This is a genomic window from Brucella sp. GW823-FHT04E01 (assembly GCF_058796175.1).
Window position 1 is genome coordinate 583102 of record NZ_JBXAIK010000002.1, and the last position, 25228, is coordinate 608329.

The following is a 25228-nucleotide window of genomic DNA, read 5'->3' on the forward strand; positions in this document are numbered from 1 at the left end:
AATGTCTGAAATGGACGAAGAAAGCATATGCTGAGGTCAGTGCGGACGGTAACTATGGAGCCATAAAGACGTTTCATGATTTTGGAAAATGCAAGGTGCTCAATATTATAAGTATAAGAAAATTTAGATCGCCTATAAGGCCGGATCTTGCATAGATAGTTGAGTTGTTCGCATAATTTTATATACGGATCTTATTGATAATATACGCATTATGGGAAAATTATTCTGTACGCAGCAATAGGTATATAAGGACTGCAATGACCAGATATACTAAGAACAGTATGGCAATCAGGTTCGGTTTCATTGCTTTCTCCAAAAGCAGCAACGTATCCAGTCATTAAGTTTGTATTAAAGTTAAGCTCATTGGGGGTAGTTCAAGCTTTTATTTTAAACGCTTCTCTCTGGCCGATAACGAACACGGTAGTGATCCTGAGATGATTAATGCCGTTCGTCTCGATTTCCAGTTTAAAGCGCTGGGGGGTCAGATTATCCATGGGCTACTGATGGTCGTCCCCCGCAGGGCCCTTGCGAATGTGATTCTTCGTTTTATGCAGCGTTCGGCGAGATCCGATTCATCTGTCGCACCAAGGATATGTTTGAAGACTCCCATTCCACATTTATTGACGTAGGGTTGTCCAATACCGCTTCATGGAAGATTTTGATTGGGCTGGATTAGCTGCATCAAGGCTTTTCAACCCGCGCGACCCTATAGGTGTGGTTCTTGCCAGGGGCGTTTATTGCAACATACTCTCCAATGGTAAAGGATTCCGCGCCCAGCCGAAAGCCAACTTCATCGTCCTGTTCACCTTCTTTAAAATCAATGTACCATTGATCGACAGGTCTGTACTTTAACAGGCCAACTTTTACTGTGCCATGTTGGTTGAAGTAGCGTACTCGGCAAAGCTCTTGATGCGACTTCCACTGTCTGAAGTCCAGGCGACCGTTACTATCGAGCGGAATAAGAAGATCGATACCTTCTCGTGAAGCGCCTTCTGGATGATTTTTCTCACGTGCGAGGAGTAATCTAACATGCCGAAAGCTTGATGTAATTTCGTTTAATGCTGCCATGAGTCTCTCCCTTCACTACCAAGTATATAGATGGAGGTGACCCACGCTTTGATATAGATCAAAATCCTCACAGTGAAGTCGCGCGGAGAGGCCTGTGAAGCAGGACTGTATGAGAGAAGAGCCATTTGATATCGTTTGGTAAGAGCTGGTTCGTTTTTTCAATGAACAGCAGTGGTGCGACTTTCCGGGAAGATTGGCGGGCTTCACTCTTCCTCTTCAGTCAATCTGTTGGTTGTGCTCCCCACTAAAGCAGGTCCGGCAGATGGTTTGAGGTGAGTATATAGATTTTGCTGCGTTAATTGGTTGAATATTGCGGTTGCAATGCGTCTTTGGCCTATGGGAGAATGCGGTTTAGTAGCACTCAGATTATTGTATATTCTAATTACCTGAAGAGCTAATTCAGTAGGCCGGTCGGCACTCATGCTCTCCGGAACAACGTGCGTTGCATCGCGGATAAGCTTCCGTAATAAGATTATTTCTTCTCTCGTGTAGTAATTCCCATTTAGGTTGTTATCAAGCGTCATATCAATCCTCATCTCGTAAAATTAATATCGTTCATTCTATTGTTAATCAAGAGTGGCGAAAACAGTTGTTATTTAGAATTATTCAATTTTAGTTTTTCATAATTACATTCCACCGATTTGTGTATGCTTTTCCAGAACGTATCCTGTCCAACCTTTATTCTTGTAGCTTGGGACTATTCCATTTCGCATTGACCCACATCAAAATTCGCGAATGTTTTCATGATGCTAACCCTGAGCCGCAATACCACTGTCACCTTTTCGAACCTTGATGCATTATCAGTTGTGAAAAGGGTTGGCACATCCGCTCACACGCGAAAAAATAACCTGAGGAGATTGAAGAGTAGTGCGTCGCAATTCAGACTTCTGTTGCTTCCCGACCCGTCAAATGGTCAACAAATATCCTGAAAAAAATATGATCGGAGCAATGGGCGATTGGACGGGCCTCGGGCTTGAGCGCTCCGGGTTCCCACCAGTCAAAGTGTTTACTCAGTATTTGCCAGGCATGTTGCTGCTCGGCCTCATGTTCCTCGTCATTTGCAATTTCCTGGTAGCGCCCTTCAACAATTACGCTTCTCCACTCTCTGCCTTGTGTCCACTGTTCGATGACCACAGAGATATGAGGATTGGCACGCATAAGATCAATTTTCCTCCCGGGCAGCGAGAAAGCGTACAAATGATTGCCGGAATATGCGAAATAGATCGGAACAACATAAGGCTTTTCTCCTGCCATACACGCCAAGTGTGCAAGCCGACCAGTACTCAAAAGGTGACAGCACTCTCCGTAGGTTAAAGTGCGAATATGCATTGAAGGCTCCATTGCCGATTGTTCATCAACGGGCGACAATGATTAGTCTGGGTCCTTTCAAGCGGTATCGCATTGCCGTAGGTCAAATTCGCGCTAGGAAGATCTCGGTTCTTCAGAATTGACCTGTGTCAAAGAATATCTTCTTCAAATGATGTTTTTAGTGGTGAGCCGAGCAAGTTGTGGATTTCCTCCTGCGAACTCACTTTTGGTTCTGGGACAAGTTTCCTCGTTGGGCCAGCCACTTGTTGGCTACATCAACTGTTTGGCACTGAACACGGTAACAACTTAGCTAAAAGCCAAAAATGGAGAGAAGAAATGGCTGACGATACGAAGCGCCTGCCTGTCACGAAGCCTTCAGTCCCTGCGACATCGGAAGCATGGTCGCCATTGGAAAGAATGCGGGATGAAATTGATCGGTTGTTTGATAGTTTCTCACTTTTTGACCTGCGATTCCCGCAGCGCCGGCCTGGACTATCGTCTACTTACAAAGCAGCCTCGACGTGGGAATTAGCCCCGGCCATGAATGTTGTCGAGAAAGCAGACAGTTACGAAATAACTGCTGAACTTCCAGGGCTTTCTGAGAATGACATCGAAGTGAAGCTATCCAATCATAGTCTCGTTATAAAGGGTGAAAAAAGCGAGGAGGAGAAAGATCAGGGAGCAGACTATTATTTGTCTGAACGGCGATTTGGCTCATTCCGGCGCAATTTCCAGTTACCTGAAGATATCGACGCCCCCAAAGTCGAGGCTACCTTTTCCAAAGGCATTCTGACCGTCAAACTGCCAAAGACAGCTAAGGCAAAAACAGCAGAGAAGATGATCGCGATCAAGGCTGCATAGCTAACTCAGATCGGCGCCGCAGGCGGTTGCCGAGCATTTCCTGTCGCTTCGGAGGAGGCAGAAATGGCTGGTACCTCAATTTCCACGTTCACACATTCGGCGCAGCAGGCTCAGGAGTGGGTGAATGAACTAGCCTTGGACTTGTCCTGGAGTCATCCGCGTGCCTACCGGTTGCTACGCTGTGTTCTACACCAAATTCGTGATTGGCTACCACAGGAAGAAATGGCTGATCTGTCTGCACAGTTGCCTACGCTTATACGAGGTATTTATTTCGAGGACTGGGATCCGCTAGTGACCCCCGTCTGGGAGCGGACGAAAGAGACATTTCTCAGGCGTGTCGAGGAGACTTTTACCGACGAGGAGATGCAGGATAGCGAAACAGCTGTCGCCGCAGTTTTCAAACTATTGGATCGCCATATATCCCACGGCGAGATTGTTCAAGTGCGAGGTTCAATGAAGAAATCGCTACGGGAACTCTGGCCCTCGGATTGATCGATGTTGTTCCAGGGGGGAAAGCTCAACAGAGAATTCGAAAACGCTAACCTGCCTTTCACATCCTCCTCCGGAAATCGTCGCTTGTTTGCTTGCCAATTGATTGTTGGGCTAGGTATCGACCGCAAAGAGAAAGCTTTCCATATAACAGTTGTGCTCCGCGTCGCGAATGATTTGAAGAAGTGCTGATTTAAGACGTAAGCATCCGGCAAAAAAGGCGCAAGAATACTTAAACGGAGTCCATGTTAGTAAATCTGTTCTTAGCAGTTTTGCTTCGGCCAGTATGCCTGCAGCTTTAACTCAGCAAATTAATCAGCGTTTTCTTCACACTTGAAGCGCAAATATCCAGATTAACGGGATTACTATACCATGAAAAAGAAACACTGGGTACTTATCGCGGATGGAGCAAGAGCTCTTATTCTTAGATTGGATGCAAGAAAGAACGATGAGCAGCGAAACGTTCGTGTTTTTGACATCACTCACAAGCGACTTCAAGAGATAATGTCAGATAAACCCGGTCGCAGCTTCGCATCGCAGGGCACACGGCGTTCCGCATTGGAGTATTCATCGGATCCCGAAAGACAACAGGAGGAACATTTTGCCGAAATTTTGATAAAGGAACTGGAACGGAGGTTTTCTGAGCACGAATTCGTAAGGCTGACTGTAATTGCAGAACCTCGCATGTTAGGTTCACTACGTCAGAGGATGACGCCGGATCTGAAGCAAGCGGTAGTAGCGGAGATTGCAAAGGATCTGACAAAGACACCATCCGACGATCTCGAAGCAGTTCTGGAGGAATTGAACATACGATGAATAACACATCAATGAATAATGAAATTTGCATATCAACGAAATATTGTTGTCATTTTTGTCTAGTTCCAAATTTTTACTATAATTGAAAATTTATGATAAATATTGACAATATAGAGTCCAATAAGTGCGTTTAATTTTTGGAGCCGTTTTTACACGATTTTCCGCTTGAATTAGTTTCAGGGCGGTTGGGGTGAGCCGATATATTACCCAATCCCAATCCTGATCGCTTTCGTTCAGCTTTAATCAATTAATGAAATAGGAACTATTTTGCTTCCGAATATTGCCAGCCAACTGATCGTTTTCTGCCTGTTGCTACTATGGAACTGGTCACATAAATGCGGGTTATGAGCGCGACACAGGTATCAAAGGCCAAAGGGAAACATCTCATCTTCACCCCCAACTGAGGTTGTCGAAAGGGGTGTGATTGCATGTGTTTCATCGAACCAGACAAAAGCATCGTACTGATTTGCCAATGAAGCATGACTGTAATGGCTCCAGCGTTCCGTTTCTGGCCGATATATCACGCCAATATAGCGCTCAAGTCGGGGTTTGGACAACGCTTGACGAACCTCATCGTGTCGTCCGGCTCTAAGGTCGAGTAGAAAGCGTTCAGATCCCACGTCGTGCAACAACGATTCATAGCTGTCTGAGAGGGAAGGGAGAATCTGTTTGCGCTCCATTGGTGCATCCCAGTCTGACGCTGCTGCTACTGTGCCGGTATGTGTGCCAAAACCGATAAGCACGGCACCTTTTCCGTAGGCCTGCCTGCATAACTGCCCAAGGTTCAGCTCGCTTCTTTCCTTACCCATAGCAGTGAACCGGGCATCACCAATATGAGAATTATGCGCCCAGACAACAGCCTTTGAAGTCGGTCCGGACTGCGCCATGATGTTTTGCAGTGTATTGAACATATGTTGGTCCCGGAGGTTCCAGGATTCATGTGCGCCGTAATACATGGCGCGATAGTATCGTTCAGCACTGGCAACCAGACGGGCATTCTGTTTCGCTTCGAAGAAATCAGAGCCATCCATTTTGCAATATTCAAGCTCCTTTTCAAGAAGATCAACCAGTATCCGGATTACAGGCTTCTCGCACAATGCATATCCCTGGGAAAGAGATGCTCGACCATACGCCGATGGCTCCCGCGACCACGAGGAGATGCATGCGTAACGGTTTCGAGCCCGGATAGCGGCGTCTTTGTCCACACGATCGAGGTAGGATACTACCTCGCCAATCGAGGCCGTCATATTGTAAAGATCCAGTCCGAAGAAGCCGACCTGCTCTGAAACAGGCTTGCCGGCGTTATTGTTACGCAGAAAGCTCACGAAAGCCTCAAAGTCCTTGTTACGCCACATCCATGTGGGAAACCTGGTGAAGGGAGCCCAAGTGGAAGAACGAGCGGGCCTATTCTGCACGCTTCGGTTTATTGCTGCCGCATCGGGCCAGTCGGCCTCAACCGCGACGATAGTAAAATTGTGCTTCTCGATCAGGCGACGTGTAATTGCGGCGCGGGACTGATAAAACTCACTTGTTCCGTGTGATGCTTCACCAAGTAATACCAGGCGGGCATCAGCAAATTTGTCAAAAGCGCAGGCAAACTCCTCGTCGTCCACGGAGGGCAGGCGCTCGACTGCAGCTCTTATTTTGGAGATTGTAGAAACCGTGTGGCTCAATTGTAAGCGTGGCGCATCTGACGACGAGGTCGTCAGATAATGCTGAAACCACTCAGCAGCCATCCCGATAGCCTTTTCGAGTGCACCCGGTTCCTCAAATAGATGGGTTGCTCCCGGTACAATTCTGATTTCTTTGTCACATCTGATTGAAGACAGTGCATCATTATTCAGTTTGAGTACCTGTTCATCTTTGGAACCTACTATCAGGAGCGTTGGTGATGCGACTGTCGCAAGAGCCGAACCAGCCAAATCCGGGCGGCCTCCACGAGACACGATAGCTCTCACTCGCTCTGGAATTTTTGACGCTGCCAGTAACGCAGCCGCGGCCCCGGTACTCGCGCCGAAGAAGCCCATGGGCAGATCAGCAATATCTGGCTCCCCGATAATCCATACTGAAGCATCAAGCAGACGCCCGGCAAGCAAGGAGATATCAAAGACATTATGTCGATCAGCGGCCTCGTCGGTCGTGAGCAAATCCAGAAGAAGAGTTGCGAACCCTTCACGATTAAGTCGCCTGGCTACTGAAATGTTACGTGGGCTCAGTCGGCTCGATCCGCTACCGTGTGCGAACACGACAATGCCTTTGGGATTTGCAGGTACGTAAAGGTCACCAAGCAGGTTACAGGGCGGAATTGCCACGCGACGCGCAACTGTTCCGATCTGGCTTTCGTCGGCGAGCTTCCAGCCTTGGCGCAAGTACCCGGTGGTTTCTTCATCTGTAAGCTGATGAAAATCTTCATAGAATTCACCTACCGCCGAAAATTTGGCGACGGTATGCAAGCAGATGACTGAATCGGCAAACTGCCTCATCTCGGCAAGTGCTTCTTCCGGGCCAACAGGAATAGCAAGAATTACCCTGGATGCTCCCTGACTTCTCATGGCAATAATTGCAGCTTTGGCCGTGGCACCAGTGGCCAGACCATCATCAACAATTATGGCAGTGTGCCCGGCAGGGCGAATCTGGGTGCGGCCGTCAAGATAAAGAGAGCGCCTTCTCTGAATCTCTGAAAGTTCATGCCGCTTTACGCGCTCGATATACGCATCGGTTGCCCCCGTCACTAGCTGAACTTTTTCATTAATCACCACCTCGTCCGGATCGCCTTCCACAACGGCACCAAGTGCAACTTCCGGTGCACCTGGCGCGCCAATTTTGCGAACGAGAATGAGATCAAGAGGTGCTCTCAAGGCGAGAGCGATTTCCAGCGCTACCGGAACACCTCCTCGCGGTAATGCGTAAACAATGGGTTCTTTGGGTTTGGCTTCGAGCAGTCTGGCAGCCAGCCGTCGACCAGCATCGGTTCTATCGCTAAACTGAAAATTGTTCATCATAAGGTAATCCTGCATCAATATCTGCAGGTGCGCGTTGACGAGGATCAAATTTCATCGACGAGTTCGTGACCGCTCCTTTACAAGCGAAATCGGCTGTCCCTCACCAGGTGCCATGAAGATCTGTCGCCGAAAATCAGCTCAAGGTTGTTTCTCAACAGGCAATGAAATGGCGAAAAGACGCTACTGGTTCTCAGTAAGGAAAGATTGCGGCACATTAAAACGCTTGGCGTTGATCGCTCCAGCGAAGTCATATCGATGCTTTTCCGGGCAGCTATTTGAGTGTATTGTATTCTAGGGGCGTTTTCGGGTTGCGGACTTTCTTATAACGGGGTCGGTGATCCTTTTGGTATGAAAACACCAATGGGGACTTTGATGCCGGAAACCGTTTCACCGGGATTGCATGGCCGCTTTCCGCAAGCAATTGTTTCTCGCCAGTTTGAAGGCATGGCTGGGTATATTCTGGCTTTCTTTGTTGTCGGGGTGTCGCTGATTGTCCGCCTCATGTTGGCAGGCGCGTTGGGAAACACTGTTCCGTTCATACTATTTGTTCCTTCTATTCTGGTGTCAGCAATTCTGGGAGGTAGCGGCCCAGGAGTTTTGGCGCTGGGGTTCTCTCTTGTGGCTTGCTTGATATGGTTGCAACCAGATGGCGCAGTTTGGTTGCAACTTACAACATTCGTTGTCGTTGGAACCATAATTGTCTGGATGGGCGAGATGTTACATCGTGCCAGGCGCATTTTAGATCGATCGAAAGATCAGCTAAGCGAACGCGAAGCTCATCTCCGCTCCATACTGGATACGGTCCCTGACGCCACTATCGTAATTGATGAGCAGGCACGTATTACCTCGTTCAGCTCGGCGGCGGTTCGACAGTTCGGCTATACCGAGGAAGAAGTGCTGGGTCGAAATGTCAAAATGCTGATGCCAGAACCTTATCAACATGAGCACGACGACTATGTGAAGCGATATCTTACGACCGGAGAAAAGAGAATTATCGGTATCGATCGGGTGGTTGTCGGATTACGCAATGATGGTTCAACTTTCCCGATGAAACTTGCCGTCGGAGAGTTTGTTTCTCCGGTCGGGCGACATTTTACAGGGTTCATTCGCGATCTGACAGAACGCGAACAAACGGAGGCCCGTTTGAACGAAGTTCAGAATCAGCTCGCGCGACTGGCAAGACTAAATGAGCTGGGGGAAATGGCGGCTGTCTTGGCACATGAACTCAATCAACCGCTCGCAGCAATATCAAATTATGCGCATGGCGCAGTGCAATATCTCAATAGCGTGGATAAAGAAACATCTGATTACCTCAGGGATGCTCTTGAGGAAACAGCACGGCAGGCTTTGCGTGCCGGCGAAATTATTCAGCGCTTGCGTGCATTTGTAACCAGAGGTGATACGGAAAGATCAGCTGTTAACGTCCAGAAACTGGTTGAAGAGGCGAGTGCACTGGCCTTGGTGGGATCGCGGGAGCTTGGGGTACATACAACGTTTGAGCTCAAGACAAATGCAACTGAGGTTTTGGCCGACAAGATTCAGATCCAGCAAGTGCTCATAAATCTGATCCGGAATGCGGTCGAATCCATGCGGGAGGTGCGTCGACGTGAGCTTCTAATCCGCACTTGTCTGTCGGATGAAAAACATATCATGATCGAGGTGATGGATACGGGAACAGGAATACCGGACCATATCGCATCTCGTCTATTTCAACCTTTTGTTACCAGTAAACCCAATGGAATGGGGATTGGACTCTCGATTTCAAAGCGTATTTTGGATGCGCACGGTGGCTCGATTGAAATGGAGAAAAATGGAGAATTCGGAACCGTATTCCGGTTCGTTCTCCCGATCTTAAGACAGGATAGCACCCATGCTGTTAAATGATCTTAGCGTGCATATTGTCGACGACGAAGAACCTGTCCGAAAGTCGTTGGCTTTCATGCTAACCGCTATGGGATTCATGGTGCGCATCTATCCTTCCGCGGCCGAGTTCTTGGCGCGGGTTCCTTCCGATAATAATGCATGTTTGATCACAGATGTTAGGATGCCGGGGATGAGCGGCGTTGAATTGATGCAACAACTTGCGCGTATGGACGTCAGGATGCCGACTATTGTCATCACTGGGCATGGAGACATCCCGATGGCCGTAACCGCGATGAAGGCCGGGGCAGTCGATTTTCTGGAAAAGCCCTTTTCGGAGGAAAATTTGGTCGAGGCCCTTCGTAGAGCATCCGAGACCTTAAGCAACCATGATGCGGATAGCAATGAAGCGTTGGTGCGGAGTCGGTTTACGCAGCTATCCGATCGGGAACGCGAAGTTCTTCTTTTGGTTGTCGCGGGGCTTCCGAATAAATCCATAGGTCATAATCTTGCAATCAGTCCTCGTACAGTCGAAGTACATCGAGCAAATATCATGAACAAGATGCATGCTCGCAACCTGCCCGATCTGGTGCGGATGGCGATTTCGGCTGGATTGTCATCCATTGGTCGAGAAAATTGACAATGCTGATAGATTTTGATCTGTGACAAAGCAATAATGCAAATTTAGCACGACCATTATCTTGATCCGATTCCTCTCCAGACGAGATCACGAGGAGGCGCCAATATGGCAGGGCCTTTGGTCGTCATATCTGCGGCAGATCCTGTTTTGCGGGATTCGATACTATTCTTGCTTGCAAGCGAAAAAATTACCGGAATAGCGTTTCCGGATTTGGAAACAGCGTTTGCATCAAATCACGCCAAGGCAGCAATATGCGCTATCATAGATGACAGCGTTATCGAAGGTGATGTTGCCACATTCACCCCTCAACTTGTTCATTTTGGCAAACCGATGGTGTTTCTAACAAGTGATATTGCCCGCATGCCGCCATTGCCACTCGTCGTGCCGCTGACCAAGCCATTTTTGGGGCGACCACTCGTCGCCATGATACGGGCAATAATAGTGTCAGACTCATTGCGTTCCAATACGTAGTCTTACTTACGGACAAAACCGAATTTCGCTTCATCCTTTGCTCTGCAATTATTCATTCGGAACAAAGAGGGATGAACAATGAGTATCACTCAATTCGCATCTTTATCTCCCGGTTCGACCGGGGTCACAGGGAACCATGCATTCCAGATGAACGGTGTCCCAGCCGGTTCCTCCACGCAAAAATACTTGCCCGCAGGATTCGAGATATATGCGCAAGGTGAGAAATGCGATGCCCTATATAAGGTGGCATTCGGTGGAGTACGCATTTTCAGATTGCTGGCAGACGGTCGTCGACAAATCTCTGCGTTCTGCCTTTCAGGTGAGATATTTGGTTTTGAATCGGGCGAAACACATCATTTCTTCGCAGAGACCCTTTGTCATTCAGCTGTTTCCTGCTGGCCGATAAACACGTCTTCCGGAACCATGGACGCTGAGTTGTTACCCATGGCTATTCAAGGCCTTGTGCGAGCTCAGGAACATCTCCTCGTGCTTGGGCGTCAGGACGCCACGCAACGCATCGCAGCATTTTTTCTGGAGATGGCGGAGCGGCAGGGTGATTTGGAAATCGTAGAGCTTCCGATGTCACGAAACGACATAGCCGATTACCTCGGCTTGTCACTCGAAACGGTGTCACGCACCTTCTCCAGGCTCAAATGTAACGGCGATAATCGTTTGTTTAGTCTGCGATGTGTGAAACTCGTCAATCGTAAGCATCTAGAAAAACTTGCGTCATGATTTAACAATGACAGAGATCAGATTCCGATAAATGGCTGAAAGGAGGTGACTAAGTGCACCTCCAATGAGCCCTTTGCACAGGGGTTCCGAGCCATGATACACAATTTCTATAGGCCACGACCAGAACGCTGCTTCGTCTGCCATGTGTCGTGACGTTTGTGAAGACGAATGCATTAGCGTCCTCCGTGGTGACATTCGATGCTCACCATGGTCACGAATATTACTTAACTGGAAATAAGCAGGTTAAGTTCTTGTTGCTTTAGAAGGGAGCGTGTGACCCCCCCGAACGCCCACTCACGCAAACGGCTATGTCCGTAAGCTCCCGCTACAACTAGATCCGCCCGACTTTCATCGATGAATCGTAACAAAGAAGCCACTTCGTCGTCGGTTTTGATGAACTCGGTTCTGGCGACAACACCATGGCCTACCAGAAAATCTTTGATATCATTAGTGCTCTCATGCAATTCTTGTTGGATATCTGAAGTTGCGGCTACGACAATAACTTCATTTGCTTCGCGTAAGAGGGGAACAGCATCTGCTACCGCTCGACGCGCTTCCCTTGTATCTTTCCACGCGATCAGGATCTTCTTGAAATGTATTTCTTCGAGCGTTCTGCCCAGAATAAGTAGGGGACGACCAGATCTCAATACGACGCCGGCCGAATCTGCATGACGGTAATTGTCAACAGGGAACGCGGTATCTGATGCCGCCATGATAACAAGATCGGCTACCCGAGCAGCATCGACAATAGCCGATGTGGCCGCCACCAGTCCTTGTCTCCACTCGGTTCTGAGAAAACCGGCACTCAATCGATCGAACTCTTTTCGCACCTGAACGAACCTTCGCATGGATAAGTTGTCGCGTGTTTCTTGCCAGACTTCTATGGCAAGCGATGGATCTTCCGTCCCGACCAAAGGAAGTGCAACATCTGCGGCGCAAAGACCGATCAGTTTGGCTTCATGGCAGCCTGCAATGTGGATTGCAGTTCTAATGACATTGTATATTGGTGCGTCGACATCCAGAGATACCAGAATGGACTTGTAGCTCATCGGTTAATTCCTTCGATTGAAGCTTCAGGCGGTCAGTATAGCGCGCTGGAAAACGGCTACATTGACGTGGGTCAATTGAATATTGGCTTATCGAAAAGGAGTTACGACCCGGCGCTTTTTGCGGGATGGACTAATGTTCCGGCACGCCCGCTGATGATGTCCGAAGCATCTTCAAGCCTCCCGATTGCAGCGTTTTTGCCGACGTTTTGACAAAAACTACTTCGGTTGCAATTTTCGATAGACAATGACAAGAGCTAGCATTCCAACAGCAGTAATCCCCCACCCGGCGATAATGGCGAGCGGACCTTCGCCGGCGGCCATATTTCGCGGAAGGTTGAATACGCCCGGTCCCACTATGGACCCGATTACAAGGGCAGATAGAGCCCCTAGACGCAATTTGCCTTTGGCGGGCGCCTCAGCCATATCTGCCGACCTTGCGGATAAATTTGTCACGGTCATGATCAAACTCCGGGCTGTGTTTCGCAGCAGAGTGATCCCCAATGCGCTGAGTTGGTACGCCAGTGCGAGGATTGGCGTTCTCTGCGTTCAATTCAGACGTGCAATCGTGAAAACCGTCAGGAGGCCGGAGTTGATCTGCGTCAAGGACAGTTTGGTTAAAACGGGTAAACTCTTGACATCTGACAGCTGAGAGAAATTACGATGAAAGCTCTTGTTTTCGAAGGTCCTGGTAAAAAATCGCTGCAAAATAAAGCCATCCCGGTTATTAAGGATTCAACCGATGCCTTAGTGAAGATCACTCGCACGACCATCTGTGGCACCGACCTCCATATCCTTAAAGGAGATGTGCCGAGTTGTACGCCGGGCCGAATACTCGGTCACGAGGGAGTCGGGATTATTGAGGAGGTGGGCGTTGGTGTCACCCAATTCAAAAAAGGTGACCATGTACTTATTTCATGTATTTCTTCATGCGGGAAATGTGAATATTGTCGAAGGGGTATGTATTCGCACTGTACGACCGGTGGTTGGATACTTGGCAATACGATTGATGGAACTCAAGCCGAGTTTGTGCGAATACCTCACGCGGATACGAGTCTTTACCCGATACCAGAAGGCGCTGACGAAGAAGCTCTGGTGATGCTCAGTGATATTCTTCCAACCGGGTTCGAATGCGGCGTTCTTAATGGAAATGTGGCACCGGGAAGTACGATTGCAATAGTTGGGGCTGGTCCCATCGGCCTAGCGGCGTTGCTCACAGCCCAGTTTTATTCCCCTGCCAGGATCATTGTGATTGATCTTGATCAGTCGCGTCTCGATGTGGCTTTGAGATTCGGTGCTACCGATACCATCAATGCGACCGGGAAAGCAGCAATTCAAGAGGTATTTGAGATCGCTGGTTCAACGGGCGTTGACACCGCAATTGAGGCTGTAGGAGTTCCTGCAACTTTCGAATTGTGTGAGGAAATCATCGCACCTGGCGGGAGGATTGCCAACATCGGTGTTCACGGGACCGCGGTCGACTTACATCTGGAAAAACTGTGGTCGCACAACATATCGATTACAACACGTCTGGTTGATACGTTTACTACTCCGATGCTCATGCGTACCGTGCAGTCGGGTAAAATTGACCCCAAAAAACTAATTACGCATCGGTTCAAGCTCGATGATGTCATTGATGCGTATGATACATTTCAACAAGCCGCGAAAACCAGGGCAATTAAAGTAATCATTGAGACCAGCGCTGCGGCCATACCCAAGTCTATTTCTGACAATGCACTTGAACCGGGTAACACTGCAAAGGATAGCTGGGATTGTATGCTGGGAACGAGAAGCGGCCTTATCTTTCATGTACGGAGGGTAAACGTGACGGATGAGCAGGCTCTCAAGCAATTCTTCTCCAAGGTCTCAGCGGAGGACCTGAGCTTTCGCTTCCTGAGCGGTGCGAAAGAAATCAGCCATCAACGAATGTTGTCAATGATAGACATAGACCACAAGCAGAAAGAAAATTTTCTGGCAGTTCTCCCCGACAATAACAACGTCATTGCAACAGCCATGCTGGCATGCGATCCCCGGTTTGAGCGCGGCGAGGTGGCAATCTCTGTTCGAGCTGATTTTAAAGGCAAAGGAGTTGCCTGGGAGCTTCTAAGACATATTGCACGTTATGCTGAAGCCCAGGGTGTGAAGTTACTGGAAGCAATCGAAAGCCGAGAAAACCATGAAGCGATCGAACTGGAGCGGGAGCAGGGGTTTTCGGTTGAACCATATCCTGATGACGCCACTTTATTGCTCGTCAGCAAGAGGCTTCAAAAGAGTTGAATGCAATTAATCCATCACCCCCTTAACCTGTTGAAGTGGTTACGGGGGTGATGCGCTGTCACGACAAGATGAAGTATATGAAAATTCCAACGAACAGCGCAGTTAAGCTGAAAAGTGAGAAATACTGGCTGAACCTTCTTGATCCCAGTACAACGCTGAAACCACATTTGGCAACCGTATTTGTTAGTACTGCAACGCCAACAACCAGTGCGGCCAGATCAGGTTCCAGTTGTCTGGGTAGCGCTGCTAAGCTCACAATAACAGCGTCTGTGTCAGCTAATCCTGATAGTGCGGCAACACTTATAAGACCGGTGTGACCGAGCCATACAGATGCAACGCGGGCTGCGAGGGTGACGGCGGTTATAAGCAGCGCCAATCTGAATATTTCATTTAGTTGAAAGGGACTGCGCGCAGTCGGAAATTTGGGTTCATTGTGGGTACTTCTTGCAATGAAAAGGGATCCAGTAGCCAGAATCAATGCCGCGGTGACTAGAACCGGCGCCAGCCGTATAGCTGACGGAAACGAAAGAAATCCGGTCATTATCAAGGTTTTCAGTAATGATATGCTATTGGCCGCAAGTGCTCCGGCCACAAGATCATGGCAGGACGACAACTGTTTGCTGCGGCGGGAATTTGTCAGCGTGACGGCGGTCGATGAAATCACCCCACCCAAGCCGCCGGCCAATATTTGCCCCAGCTTCTCACCAAATATTCTGAGTGCCAAGTATCCTGTAAAAGATATTCCGGTTAACAACACCACCAATGTCCAGATATCGGAAAGAGATAATCCGCCGAAATACTTCAGTCTTTGGCCGGGAATGATCGGCAAGATCACAAATATCATGGCAAGAAAGATAATTCCCGATCGTAACTCTTCCCATGTTAAAGTCCGCATGAACGTATGTAGAGCATGTCGGCTTGCAAGCAGTGCGACCAAAGTGACGCCGCCGGCGACAGCGAACGGCTGGCTACCAATCACAGCCAATACACCAAGTGCAAATGTCGTCATACCGACGACTGTAGATGTCACACTATAACGACGAAGGGATATGGCCTCTCTCATCTCAAAAAGCGCGAGTACTGCTGAAAAAATGCCAAAAAAGCCCGCGATGACCAGTCCGGTATGTCTTCCAGGACTATTTAGATATAACTCAATTGCACCGGATAGTCCGCCGAGCATGCCACATAGGGTAAATGTCCTTAGGCCAGCCGTTCTTTGCCCTGGCTTTTCGTCGCGGTCGCGCCAATGGCGTTCCACGCCGACGATTGCACCAATCGCTATAGCAAGACCGAGACGTTCGAAGAGGACAATTGTATCCATTCCAGGGCGCCGGAGCACAAGTTGAAGTTGTTACGTTTATAGCATGAACTTTTGGTCCTGACGCGGAACAAGGCTTGTCCAGCCGAGTTGTCGTTCGATCCCGACCCGCAAGGCGTCAGATGCTTCAGGTTCCCCATGTACGATAAATATTCCTTTTGGCGCTCTTTTAAAACCAGATAGCCACCGTATCAACTCAGTTGCATCCGCGTGCGCCGATAGCATTTCCAAAGAAACAACCTCAGCATTGATCGGGATCCAGGAGCCGTAAATCTTCAATTCTCTGCTGCCGTCTCTTAGTGACCGTCCCCGCGTTCCCGCTGCCTGGAAGCCTGCGAGTAAAATCGTATTTCTGGGGTCGGGCCCGAAAGATTTCAAATGATGAAGAACTCGTCCTCCCGTAGCCATTCCAGATGCGGAGATAACAATTTTTGGAAGAGAACTGGCTGTAATAGCTTTCGAACTGTCGACATCGTTGGTATAGCGTGCGATGCTAAAAGCTCTGCGGCAAGCCTGCGGGGACAACCGATGATCGGAAATATGGGCGCTCATCAACTCTGTCGCATCGATGGCCATGGGGCTGTCAAGATAGATCGGTATACCGGCAAGTCGTCCGCTTTCTTTCAATTTCCATAGATGGTAGAGTATTTCTTGGGCCCGCCCTACAGCAAAAGCTGGTATAATTAATGTACCCCCACGTTTCAATGTTCGTTCTGCTACATCCCCCAGCGCATCAGTAGCATCAGTTTCGGGATGACGACGATCACCGTAAGTGGATTCGATAATTACGTAATCAGCATCCGGAGGAGTCTCCGGGTCTCGCATTATTGGATCATTATATCGACCGATATCTCCCGAAAAAACTATCTTCTTGCCGCCCCAGTCAATCTGCACGTTTGCTGCGCCGAGGATATGGCCCGCATAGCGAAAATGAACTCGCGCACCGTGGTTAAGCAGAGCAGTTTGATTAAACTCAACCCTGGAAAAGTGTTGTAATGCCCTGACCGCGTCTTGCACGGTATAAAGGGGAAGAGCGGGCTTGTGTTTTGAAAGTGAATGTCGATTAAGAAGCTCGGCATCTTTTTCCTGGAGATGAGCGCTATCTTTTAATATTAACTCTGCAACGTCCCGGGTAGCAGGTGTCGAATAGATTTTGCCTCGAAATCCGTCATGAACGAGCTTGGGCAGATACCCACTATGATCCAGATGCGCATGCGTAAGAACCACCGCATCTATCGCGTCTGCGGGAAGGGGAAGGCTGGCCCAGTTAAGCTCGCGAAGATTTTTCACCCCTTGGAAGAGCCCGCAGTCAACAAGGAGGTTGTTGTGGTCGAATGTGAGCAGGAATTTTGAACCGGTAACTGTCCCCACTCCACCCAAAAACTTCAAAGTTACCAACGATAAGCTCCCTCAATGAAGGGTTAATCGGATCCACTCTGGAAGGTGACCTGCTGTATCATTATGAGGAAGATACAGGCCTTCCAATTTTCTCTGTCATGAAGAGAGCGTTAACTTAGAATTAACTCCATTCCGGTTTGTGATCGCCTTTCCAAGTCATCTGCATCGTATTGAACCGCATGAAAACATACCACCAGTCCGACAGAGCACACTTCCAACAGAGCTTTTCTTTTTCCATGCCAAATTCTTGAAAGAGTCGAATACTCCGGTTGTCGCAGAACTAAGCTTGGAGAAATGTATTCCGGTACCTTACTTCGTTTTGGCATGAGTAACCTTGGTTTATCATCTCCATCAACGAATATATTTCGCTAACTCATAACTTATTATTATCAAAGGTGGTCGAGGTGTTACACCACGGTGCCGACGCCTCGACCTGTCCCGTCCGATGGCGCCATTCGGTTTCGTACTACGGAACGAGGAAATGTTAGCAGAGTCCGCGTGAATGGCTTTGATGTGGATCAAAATTTTACCGTGATTTTTTTGCGCAGTTTTCGGTGATTGAAAGCAAGGCTGCTTCAATGCGGTCGAGGCTCCGCACTGGAAAGCAGACGCCTCGACCTACCCCGCCATAGGTACTCGGTGACTTTGCGAGGCAATGATGAACTTAACAAAACTGAGAAAAATGACTTTGACGTAGATCAAGACCGAATCGCTTGACCCGCCGCCATGTATTAGTTCAAGAGCGAAGACGTGGAAGACTTGTCCTCACTGTCGTCGAGCGCCGCTTTGGGCGCAATAATGTGCTGGAAAAGCCTATTTAGCGGCCTACCTATCTGGTTCAAGCTTCATCTTGAATGACGCCGTATTCCTCCTCGAAGTTACTGCAGTGGAACAGTGTTCCGTGCACCAGTGTGCAGCCGACAGCTCCACGCGAGATCCTGAACCAGATGCTCTAACCTGAGAGCGTCCGCTTTCTAAAAAGGGCAGATCCAGCCGCGGTATGGAGCAAACTCAAAACTTCATAAAATTTCGGGCAAGGTCAGAGCCACAGTCCATGCTATACATCAAATCATAGGCTCGTCTACTTCGCGAAATCAAATTCCGGGTTATCATTTATCTCTGTATGTCTTTTGTCCTTAGTGCCTCATCGCTGGCGGAAGTGTGGGGTCAGCTATAAGCCAAGGAATCCGGACCTGATCCGTTTCATGCATGCACTCTCGCGCGCAATGGTATCGCGCCGGTCAGCCCCAACCGTAATGTACGGTATACTATAATCAATTTCATCTGTTAGGGATTGACTGGGATCAAGTCTGATTCAAGACTTTTGTGCAAAGATGAAATGCGAGGTTTTTTCGGTCGTGGAGCGACCATGGCGCCTGGGTGATCCGAGCAATTGACAAAAGTCGAGGTTCTAATGATGTACACGCGTAATGCCTATATGCCTATAGCCACCTATCCCGAGGTAGTTGCGGACGGGGCGGTGCTGGCGGCTACGAGTTACGCAGCTGTGCTTGGAGGCACACTCCACGTCACGACGTTCGCGGTCGATATTCCTTATATGTCCTCGGGGTTGGGCGACTTTTTTGTCGACGTCCCGGGTCTGGCCCGTGCGGTCGAGCAGAAGAGCAAAGCCGAATGCCATCGTCTGCATGCCCTGGTTCAAGAGCATGCGGGAGAGAGGCTTGATGTTTACTGTACGACTAGAACAGCTGTGCTCGGCGGTGTGCTGGACGCAGCTGCCGGACAAGCACGATATTTCGACGTTGCGTTGCTTCCTTGGTCAGGGGAAACAATGGTTGCTCAAGATATGGCCCAGGCTGTCGTGTTCGGTTCAGGTCGACCGACCATCCTGGTTCCGCCGTCCGCCCGCGCTGCTGCCCTTAAACATATCGCGATAGCCTGGGACGGAGGACGGGTCGCTGCACGTGCGCTCGGCGATGCTCTGGCACTGCTAGCTGATGGCGGCCGCGTCTCAGTACTGACGGTTCAGGACGAAAAGCCACTGAATGGGTCAAATCTCGCTGGAACTCTGGCTTCCTCGCTGGAAAATAGGGGGATCCGCGCCAAGCCTATCACAATTACACTGGGCGAAAGATCCATTGACGAGGCATTGCAGGACGCTGCCTTGACCGAAGGGGCACAGATTCTGGCGATGGGAGGCTTCGGTCATTCCCGTATACGCGACTTCATTCTTGGTGGCGCGACGAGGGGGATATTCACTCAGGTCAGACTTCCAGTTCTGCTTTCTCATTGAACACTGATTGCGAGCCTGAGGTGGTTACTCATGGATAAAAGCAATCTAAGTGGGAGACGCAGTTCGGATTTACCTCTTCAACGAAACGCGCGGTATAGGTGATGCGGACTGCAAAAGCGAAACTCGCGAAAAGCAATCTGCGTCTCGATTGATCACGGCCGGAAACATTGCTGTGCGGTATGCCGCAGGCTGATATCCGTGGAACATCTGGCCGTCGGCGCGGGCCTAACTATTCTTTCATTGATCTGCGAGAGCTTGTGTCGCTATGCTTCAATAACTTGTGATCCGTCCAAATGCGCTCACTGGTCAGCCAGATCTGTCCCGCGAGCAGCGGCAGCATACTGCATCCGATCGCTAACGCCCATCCTTTGGAACCAATGGGCACAATTTGCAGAGCAGCAGCGAAGACAGGCAACACAACGGCCCCGAGTATGAGGCTGAGACAAAGCAGGAGCGCAAACCAGACGAGGCGGTTTCGTACCACTGCATTCCGCCATGGACCACTGTGGCTGTGGTGCATGTTAAAGACGTGCCAGAGCTGGGCAAACGCGATAGTGAGGAAGGAGATCGTCGTCGCCTCCTGCGCCTCAAAACTGAAGCCCTTGGTCGCGACGATCAGCGCGATTAATGTGCTTACCGCAATCGCCAGACCATAGCCAACGACCCTACGCCACTGTGCGGCCGAAAGCATCGGCTCTTTCGGTGGACGTGGCGGACGGGCCAGGACGTCCCCTTCTCCTTTACCTGTGGCGAGCGCGAAGGCCGGGAAGACATCGGTCAGCAGATTGAGGAATAATATCTGTAGCGGCGTCATTGGCAACGGCAGGCCGGCAAATATGGCAAGCACGATCACCAGCACCTCAGCGAGATTGCAGGAGAGCAGGTAGATCGAGAAGCGACGAATGTTGTCGAAAATGATCCGCCCCTCGCGAACCGCGTGGACAATGGTGCTGAAAGCATCATCGAGCAGCACCATGTCGGCCGCTTCGCGCGCCACGTCGGTACCTCTGCGGCCCATGGCGACGCCGATATTGGCTTTGGCTAGCGCTGGCGCATCGTTAACACCATCGCCGATCATGGCGACCACCCGGCCTTGGCGCTGAAACCGGTCGATCAGATTGAGTTTCTGCTCTGGAGTCACGCGCGCAAAGACGTTGCAGTTGACTTTTTTATCACCTCCGACTTCCGATGTTTCCTCAAGCTGAGGCAGTTCTGTCCCGATTGTCACAACTGCATCGGGTCCTGAAATGCCGACAGCACGGGCGATGCTGAGCGCTGTGCCGGGATGATCGCCGGTCGCCATCACGACGCGGATACCGGCACTGCGCAAGGCAGCCACAGCTTCCGAGATATCGTGCCGTGGAGGATCGCGAAAGGCCACAAGACCGAGAAAGGAGAGACCCCGGGCAGCTGGTTTGTTCAGCTCTGCAACCGGATCAATGGCGACCGCGAGCACACGCAGGCCATCGGCCGCCAGACGCTCGGCATGAGCGAACCATACTGCCCGTGTAGTGTCATCCAGTGCCTCCACCTCGATACCGATCCGATCAGCTGACGCCAGCACTTCTTCCGGCGCACCTTTGACGGCTGCCAAGTGGCCATCGTCGTGGCGGTGTATAGTCGCCATTCTCTTTGTCGCCGTGTCGAAGGGTTCTTCAGCGACTTCCGGATAGTCGTCGAGCTGCTCGCTGCGATGGAGGCCTGCAAAACCCCCGGCACGCAGGAGTGCCACTTCCATCGGGTCTCCTGTGCCAGAAGCGCCATGGCGCTCATATTCTGCGTTCGAGCAGAGCACCCCAATCAGTAGTGCGCGCAGCAACCCCTGATCGTTGGCGGGATCGATCGGTTTCTCGTCTTTCAGAAAAATGGCGCGCGAGTGATCAATCGTGAACTCGCCCGAAGGGGTTATGACTCTCTCAACCTCCATCCGGTTCTCGGTCAGAGTACCCGTCTTATCGGTAAGAATGAGCGTCGTGGAACCAAGCGTCTCCACTGCCGCCAGGTTCTCTACGATTGCGTTGTTTGCAGCCATTCGCAGCATGCCACGCGCAAGTGTCAGTGTGGCAACGATAGGCAGACCTTCTGGGATCGCCGCTACGGCGAGCGCTATCGCCGTTTCCACCATCACAAAGATGGGCTTCCCGGAATAGACACCGGCCGCAGCCACTGCGGTGGCAAGCACGAGTGTGAGCAAGATCAGATGACGGGAGAGGAGCGCCAGTTGTCCCTCCAGTGGGGATTCGCCACTCTCGGCCCCCTCGATAAGATCGGCGATACGTCCGATTTCGGTGGCCTGTCCTGTACCGGTAACAATGGCCACTCCGCTACCGCGCACGACATGCGTGCCTCTGAACAGCACGGCGCTCCGATCGGCGAGCACAGCCAATTCGGGATTGACATCGACACCTTTGTCTACCGGGAGGGATTCACCGGTGAGTGCAGACTCGTCAACGCTTAATGCTGAACTGCTTGCGCATCGCATATCGGCCGGTACGACATCGCCGGCTTCGAGAATCACTACGTCACCGGGTACAAGCACGTCGGCGGGAACCTGACGGGATTGGCCATCCCTTCGCACGCGCGCGTTGCGTGTCACGAGTTGCCTCAGCGCTTCCATTGAACGCAAGGCCTGTCGCTCCATACAATAGCCTATGGCCGCATTAACCACGAGTACGGCGGCAATTGCCGCGGCCTGTTTCCATTCCGCATATACGAGCGAGAGCACCATCGCGGTCACGAGCAAGACCACAACGGAACTGGCAAACTGCCGCAATATCAGAGCCAAGTCGGTGACGGGCTTGCGCGCAGCAACTTTGTTCGACCCAAAAAGGTCAAGCCGCCGGTCTGCCTCCTCCTGAGTCAGGCCAACTGTCACGTCCACATCAAAATGGTCGGCAACAGCCGCTACCGGGAGGGCGTGCGAGCGGAACGGCAGGGTGCCCGCCTTGACGGATACGGGTTCCATAAACAGCTCCACTTTTTGAGCATGGACGCTCGCGACATACTGAAATCCATGAGCCAGACTAACCTGCCTTGAAAGCGGGTTACCTTGACCTGGGTCAAGTGCCTCCGGGTACGTACAAACCAGAGCTGAGTCGATGCCGGTCTGTTGAGGCACAGCACTGTAATCGGCGTGACACGGCAGCAATGCTGGCCTTCCCAGCTCTAATGCCACAGTTCACAGACCCGGTGAATGAATTTGATCGATCTTAATCCATTCTGTCGGTAAGCCTATTCTTGTCGGAGAGCGGTCGGCCTGTATTGGCGTTCAGAGTTGCACTGGGCTATCTGTTCTTTCCTGCATTTGGGCCAAATCAAGGCCCGATAGCCTTACATATGGAAAAATGCGGAACTGGGCCGTCTCGCGCAAGGAGGAAATGCCCTTGTCCCTACATCGTTGTGCTCGGTGCCGGCCTTGGTGGCGTCATGGCCTATGAAATTAAGGAGAAGATGTCGTCGTCCGACAAACTGACGGTCGTCAATCTTGGTTCGGTTTATTCTTTTGTCCCGTCCAACCCACGGGTGGCTGTGGGTTGGCTTAACCCAGAGGTAGGGCGAAATATAGTTTCAATATCAGTCACTTCTACGTGGACAATCGAGCTTCAAATGCTGCCTCACGCTTGAGCGAAAGATATATTTCTGCTGATGTCGGGAAGCACGGCCTAGGAGTTCATTTGGAAAATATGAATTTTGCTTCAAAGCCGTCTTCCTTGCCAAATGCAGGGGAGAATAGCTCTAACCGACCGCCTGCTCCACCTGCAATTGTTTTGGCAATGGCAAGACCAAGCCCCGCACCCCGCACCAGAGCCTGGCCGCGCTCGAACGGCTCGCTCAACCGAGCCAGTGTTTCGGGAGGCACGGTGGGGCCGGCATTGATAACACGTAAAACACCTTCGGCGGTTAGAAATACGCTGATCGGCATATTCTGTGCGCCGTGTTTGAGTGCGTTTTCGATCAGGTTTCGCGCCAGTATGGCAAAGGCATCCGCATCTATGCTCTTAAGCACCGGGTAATCAGGGAGAGCCAACTCAATGCGACCGACAGCATCGGTAGATCCGTTGAACTCGCCTACAACCAATCGAAGGATTGCAGCAACATTTACTGGCTTTTCGGCAAGGAGCCGTCCGCCCTCGGCTCTTGCCAACTGCATCAGCTTTTCTGTCAAGCGGGAGAGGCGGCGCAGCGCTGTTTCCATGTCCTGCGCACGTTCGCGCGTGGTGGCATCGGGCGCTTCGATGATCAGTCTTTGCGACTGAGCGAGCGCCGCTGCCAGTGGGGTACGCAACTCGTGGGCCGACTTGGCCGCAAGACTGCGTTCGGCTTCCAGAGTCAGTTTCAAACGCTCCAACAGCCGATTTACTGCTTTGGCGACAGTGTCAATTTCGGAGGGAAGGCCATAGACGGCGACCGGATCAAGATCTCCGCTGCCACGTGCCTCGATCTGATCGCGAAAACTGCGCACCGGAGCCATGGAAAGACGTACGATGAGCCAGACACCGATCAAGCCAAGGAGGACGGCTAGGGCGAGAGGTACGGCAAGCGTGTATAATATGTGCTTCGCCGTTTCGCGTCGGTGGGAGAGGGGTTCAGCGACAGTAATTGTGAGGCTACCCTGCATTGCGGCGTCGGAGTAGAGCCTGTGAGTTGGCGTGCTGCTGAAACCCATTATTGAATAGGGCGGAAAAATGGTCACATCCGCATTATGTGAACGCATCTGTACGGTTCCGGCTGCGTCACGGACCACATAAGTGAAATATTCGTCGTGCTGGCGCAGGGTGGCAACCCGCTGTTCGGTGTCGTCGGCATCGCGTCCCAATATCTCAAGCGCTGCGACTGGCAGAATGCGCTGCGCCGTTTCTTCCAGGGCGCTGTCAAAGGCCATATTCAGTTCGTGGCGCAGAAGCTGTGCTGTCACAATGGTGGTAATGACCCACAGCAGGGTCGCACCGAGTCCGAGCCAGAGCGAAAGCCTCCATTGCAGGCTCTTTGGTTGTATCATTTCGCGTTTCCAAGCCGATAGCCGATGCCGCGAACCGTGTCGATGATCCCGTGCCCAAGCTTTTTACGGAGGCGGCTGACATGGACCTCAATCGTATTGCTCTCAACTTCCGACCCGAAGGCATAGAGCCGGTCTTCGAGTTGCGACTTGGTCAATGCAATGCCGGGTCGCTGCAAGAAGGTTTCCAGCAGCGCCCATTCGCGGCTGGTCAGTTCAATGGTGCGTCCCCCTTGCCTCACTGTCTTGGCGGCCAGATCGATCTGGAGGTCGCGCATTTCGACCAAAGGGTTGGGATTGCCGCTATAGCGTCGTGCAACAGCGTTCAGTCGCGACGAAAGCTCTGCCAGATCGAACGGTTTGATCAGGTAATCGTCGGCCCCGGCGTCAAGACCTTCGATCCGGTCGGAAATCTGATCCAGCGCCGTGAGAATAATGACTGGCGTGACGCTACCTTTGGCGCGAAGATTGCGCAAAAAATTGATACCCAGCCCGTCGGGAAGCATCAGGTCCAACAGGATTAGGTCGTAGACTGCCGAGCCGACATGCTCGGTTGCGTCGTCGAGGCGGGTCACCCAATCCACAGAATGGTTGACAGCGATATGGTCGCGAACGGCCTTGCCAAGGATTATATCGTCTTCGATCAACAGGACGCGCATCCAATAGCACCTTTTATTCGATAGAAAACC

The 25228-nt window shown here is 50.9% G+C and carries 19 protein-coding genes and 1 pseudogene; 10 read left to right on the forward strand and 10 right to left on the reverse strand.

Annotation, left to right across the window (positions count from 1 at the left end):
- Nucleotides 1-681 precede the first annotated feature (681 nt).
- From AC1RHM_RS08150 to AC1RHM_RS08160, 3 genes are all read right to left on the reverse strand, one after another.
- Nucleotides 682-1068 carry a hypothetical protein gene (locus AC1RHM_RS08150; protein ID WP_151895760.1) on the reverse strand — a complete coding sequence of 129 codons (387 nt, stop codon included), beginning with the start codon at nucleotides 1066-1068 and terminating at the stop codon, nucleotides 682-684.
- A gap of 203 nt (nucleotides 1069-1271) precedes the next feature.
- A complete protein-coding gene (locus AC1RHM_RS08155) occupies nucleotides 1272-1592 on the reverse strand; it encodes a hypothetical protein (RefSeq protein WP_151895761.1) in 321 nt (106 codons plus the stop codon).
- Nucleotides 1593-1947: 355 nt separating this feature from the next.
- Nucleotides 1948-2397: a pyridoxamine 5'-phosphate oxidase family protein gene (locus AC1RHM_RS08160; protein WP_151612563.1), complete on the reverse strand. Its 450-nt coding sequence runs from the start codon at nucleotides 2395-2397 to the stop codon at nucleotides 1948-1950.
- 315 nt (nucleotides 2398-2712) lie between these two features.
- Here AC1RHM_RS08160 and AC1RHM_RS08165 point away from each other — a divergent pair, with 315 nt between their 5' ends.
- The 3 genes from AC1RHM_RS08165 (at nucleotide 2713) to AC1RHM_RS08175 (ending at nucleotide 4542) form a co-directional block, all read left to right on the forward strand.
- The gene (locus AC1RHM_RS08165; RefSeq protein ID WP_151612565.1) at nucleotides 2713-3237 is read left to right on the forward strand and encodes an Hsp20/alpha crystallin family protein; all 525 of its coding nucleotides are present in this window, start codon (nucleotides 2713-2715) and stop codon (nucleotides 3235-3237) included.
- Nucleotides 3238-3300: 63 nt separating this feature from the next.
- Nucleotides 3301-3729 carry a DUF2267 domain-containing protein gene (locus AC1RHM_RS08170; protein WP_151612567.1) on the forward strand — a complete coding sequence of 143 codons (429 nt, stop codon included), beginning with the start codon at nucleotides 3301-3303 and terminating at the stop codon, nucleotides 3727-3729.
- 369 nt (nucleotides 3730-4098) lie between these two features.
- The gene (locus tag AC1RHM_RS08175; RefSeq protein ID WP_151895762.1) at nucleotides 4099-4542 is read left to right on the forward strand and encodes a host attachment protein; all 444 of its coding nucleotides are present in this window, start codon (nucleotides 4099-4101) and stop codon (nucleotides 4540-4542) included.
- Nucleotides 4543-4904: 362 nt separating this feature from the next.
- Here the strand turns inward: AC1RHM_RS08175 and AC1RHM_RS08180 are convergent, their stop codons facing one another.
- A complete protein-coding gene (locus AC1RHM_RS08180; RefSeq protein ID WP_246683445.1) occupies nucleotides 4905-7544 on the reverse strand; it encodes an erythromycin esterase family protein in 2640 nt (879 codons plus the stop codon).
- Between the two features lie 372 nt (nucleotides 7545-7916).
- Between AC1RHM_RS08180 and AC1RHM_RS08185 the strand changes: the two genes are divergently transcribed.
- The 4 genes from AC1RHM_RS08185 (at nucleotide 7917) to AC1RHM_RS08200 (ending at nucleotide 11250) form a co-directional block, all read left to right on the forward strand.
- Nucleotides 7917-9428 (forward strand): two-component system sensor histidine kinase NtrB, encoded by a 1512-nt coding sequence (locus AC1RHM_RS08185; protein WP_151895873.1) that lies wholly within the window; start codon nucleotides 7917-7919, stop codon nucleotides 9426-9428.
- On the forward strand, nucleotides 9415-10044 hold the full coding sequence (fixJ, locus tag AC1RHM_RS08190; protein ID WP_151895763.1) for a response regulator FixJ: 630 nt from the start codon (nucleotides 9415-9417) through the stop codon (nucleotides 10042-10044). Before AC1RHM_RS08185 ends, fixJ begins: the two co-directional genes overlap by 14 nt.
- Before the next feature lie 105 nt (nucleotides 10045-10149).
- Complete coding sequence (locus AC1RHM_RS08195; RefSeq protein WP_151612573.1) at nucleotides 10150-10515, forward strand: hypothetical protein; 366 nt, start codon at nucleotides 10150-10152, stop codon at nucleotides 10513-10515.
- Between the two features lie 78 nt (nucleotides 10516-10593).
- Complete coding sequence (locus AC1RHM_RS08200; RefSeq protein WP_492332506.1) at nucleotides 10594-11250, forward strand: helix-turn-helix domain-containing protein; 657 nt, start codon at nucleotides 10594-10596, stop codon at nucleotides 11248-11250.
- A gap of 224 nt (nucleotides 11251-11474) precedes the next feature.
- Here AC1RHM_RS08200 and AC1RHM_RS08205 read toward each other — a convergent pair whose 3' ends face one another.
- On the reverse strand, nucleotides 11475-12299 hold the full coding sequence (locus tag AC1RHM_RS08205) for a universal stress protein (protein WP_151612577.1): 825 nt from the start codon (nucleotides 12297-12299) through the stop codon (nucleotides 11475-11477).
- A gap of 660 nt (nucleotides 12300-12959) precedes the next feature.
- Here AC1RHM_RS08205 and AC1RHM_RS08210 point away from each other — a divergent pair.
- Together AC1RHM_RS08210 and AC1RHM_RS08215 are read left to right on the forward strand one after the other, a co-directional pair.
- Nucleotides 12960-13991: pseudogene (locus AC1RHM_RS08210) on the forward strand (zinc-dependent alcohol dehydrogenase family protein); the annotation flags it as partial.
- 240 nt (nucleotides 13992-14231) lie between these two features.
- Nucleotides 14232-14573, forward strand: coding sequence for a GNAT family N-acetyltransferase (locus AC1RHM_RS08215; protein WP_235822948.1), 342 nt, complete (start codon nucleotides 14232-14234; stop codon nucleotides 14571-14573).
- Between the two features lie 58 nt (nucleotides 14574-14631).
- On the opposite strand, the gene AC1RHM_RS08220 is transcribed toward AC1RHM_RS08215, so the two are convergent.
- Nucleotides 14632-15894 (reverse strand): MgtC/SapB family protein, encoded by a 1263-nt coding sequence (locus AC1RHM_RS08220; protein WP_151895764.1) that lies wholly within the window; start codon nucleotides 15892-15894, stop codon nucleotides 14632-14634.
- A gap of 36 nt (nucleotides 15895-15930) precedes the next feature.
- Entirely contained in the window at nucleotides 15931-17289 is a 1359-nt protein-coding gene (locus tag AC1RHM_RS08225; RefSeq protein ID WP_151895765.1) for an MBL fold metallo-hydrolase RNA specificity domain-containing protein, read from the reverse strand.
- A 1417-nt stretch (nucleotides 17290-18706) separates the two neighbouring features.
- Between AC1RHM_RS08225 and AC1RHM_RS08230 the strand changes: the two genes are divergently transcribed.
- Nucleotides 18707-19543: a universal stress protein gene (locus AC1RHM_RS08230; RefSeq protein ID WP_246683446.1), complete on the forward strand. Its 837-nt coding sequence runs from the start codon at nucleotides 18707-18709 to the stop codon at nucleotides 19541-19543.
- 229 nt (nucleotides 19544-19772) lie between these two features.
- On the opposite strand, the gene AC1RHM_RS08235 is transcribed toward AC1RHM_RS08230, so the two are convergent.
- The 3 genes from AC1RHM_RS08235 to AC1RHM_RS08245 all read right to left on the reverse strand — a co-directional run bounded on the left by AC1RHM_RS08235 (nucleotide 19773) and on the right by AC1RHM_RS08245 (nucleotide 25198).
- Nucleotides 19773-22508, reverse strand: coding sequence for a cation-translocating P-type ATPase (locus AC1RHM_RS08235; protein ID WP_492332507.1), 2736 nt, complete (start codon nucleotides 22506-22508; stop codon nucleotides 19773-19775).
- 705 nt (nucleotides 22509-23213) lie between these two features.
- Nucleotides 23214-24542 carry a sensor histidine kinase gene (locus AC1RHM_RS08240; protein ID WP_151895766.1) on the reverse strand — a complete coding sequence of 443 codons (1329 nt, stop codon included), beginning with the start codon at nucleotides 24540-24542 and terminating at the stop codon, nucleotides 23214-23216.
- Nucleotides 24539-25198: a response regulator transcription factor gene (locus AC1RHM_RS08245; protein WP_036586921.1), complete on the reverse strand. Its 660-nt coding sequence runs from the start codon at nucleotides 25196-25198 to the stop codon at nucleotides 24539-24541. Before AC1RHM_RS08245 ends, AC1RHM_RS08240 begins: the two co-directional genes overlap by 4 nt.
- Nucleotides 25199-25228 lie beyond the last annotated feature (30 nt).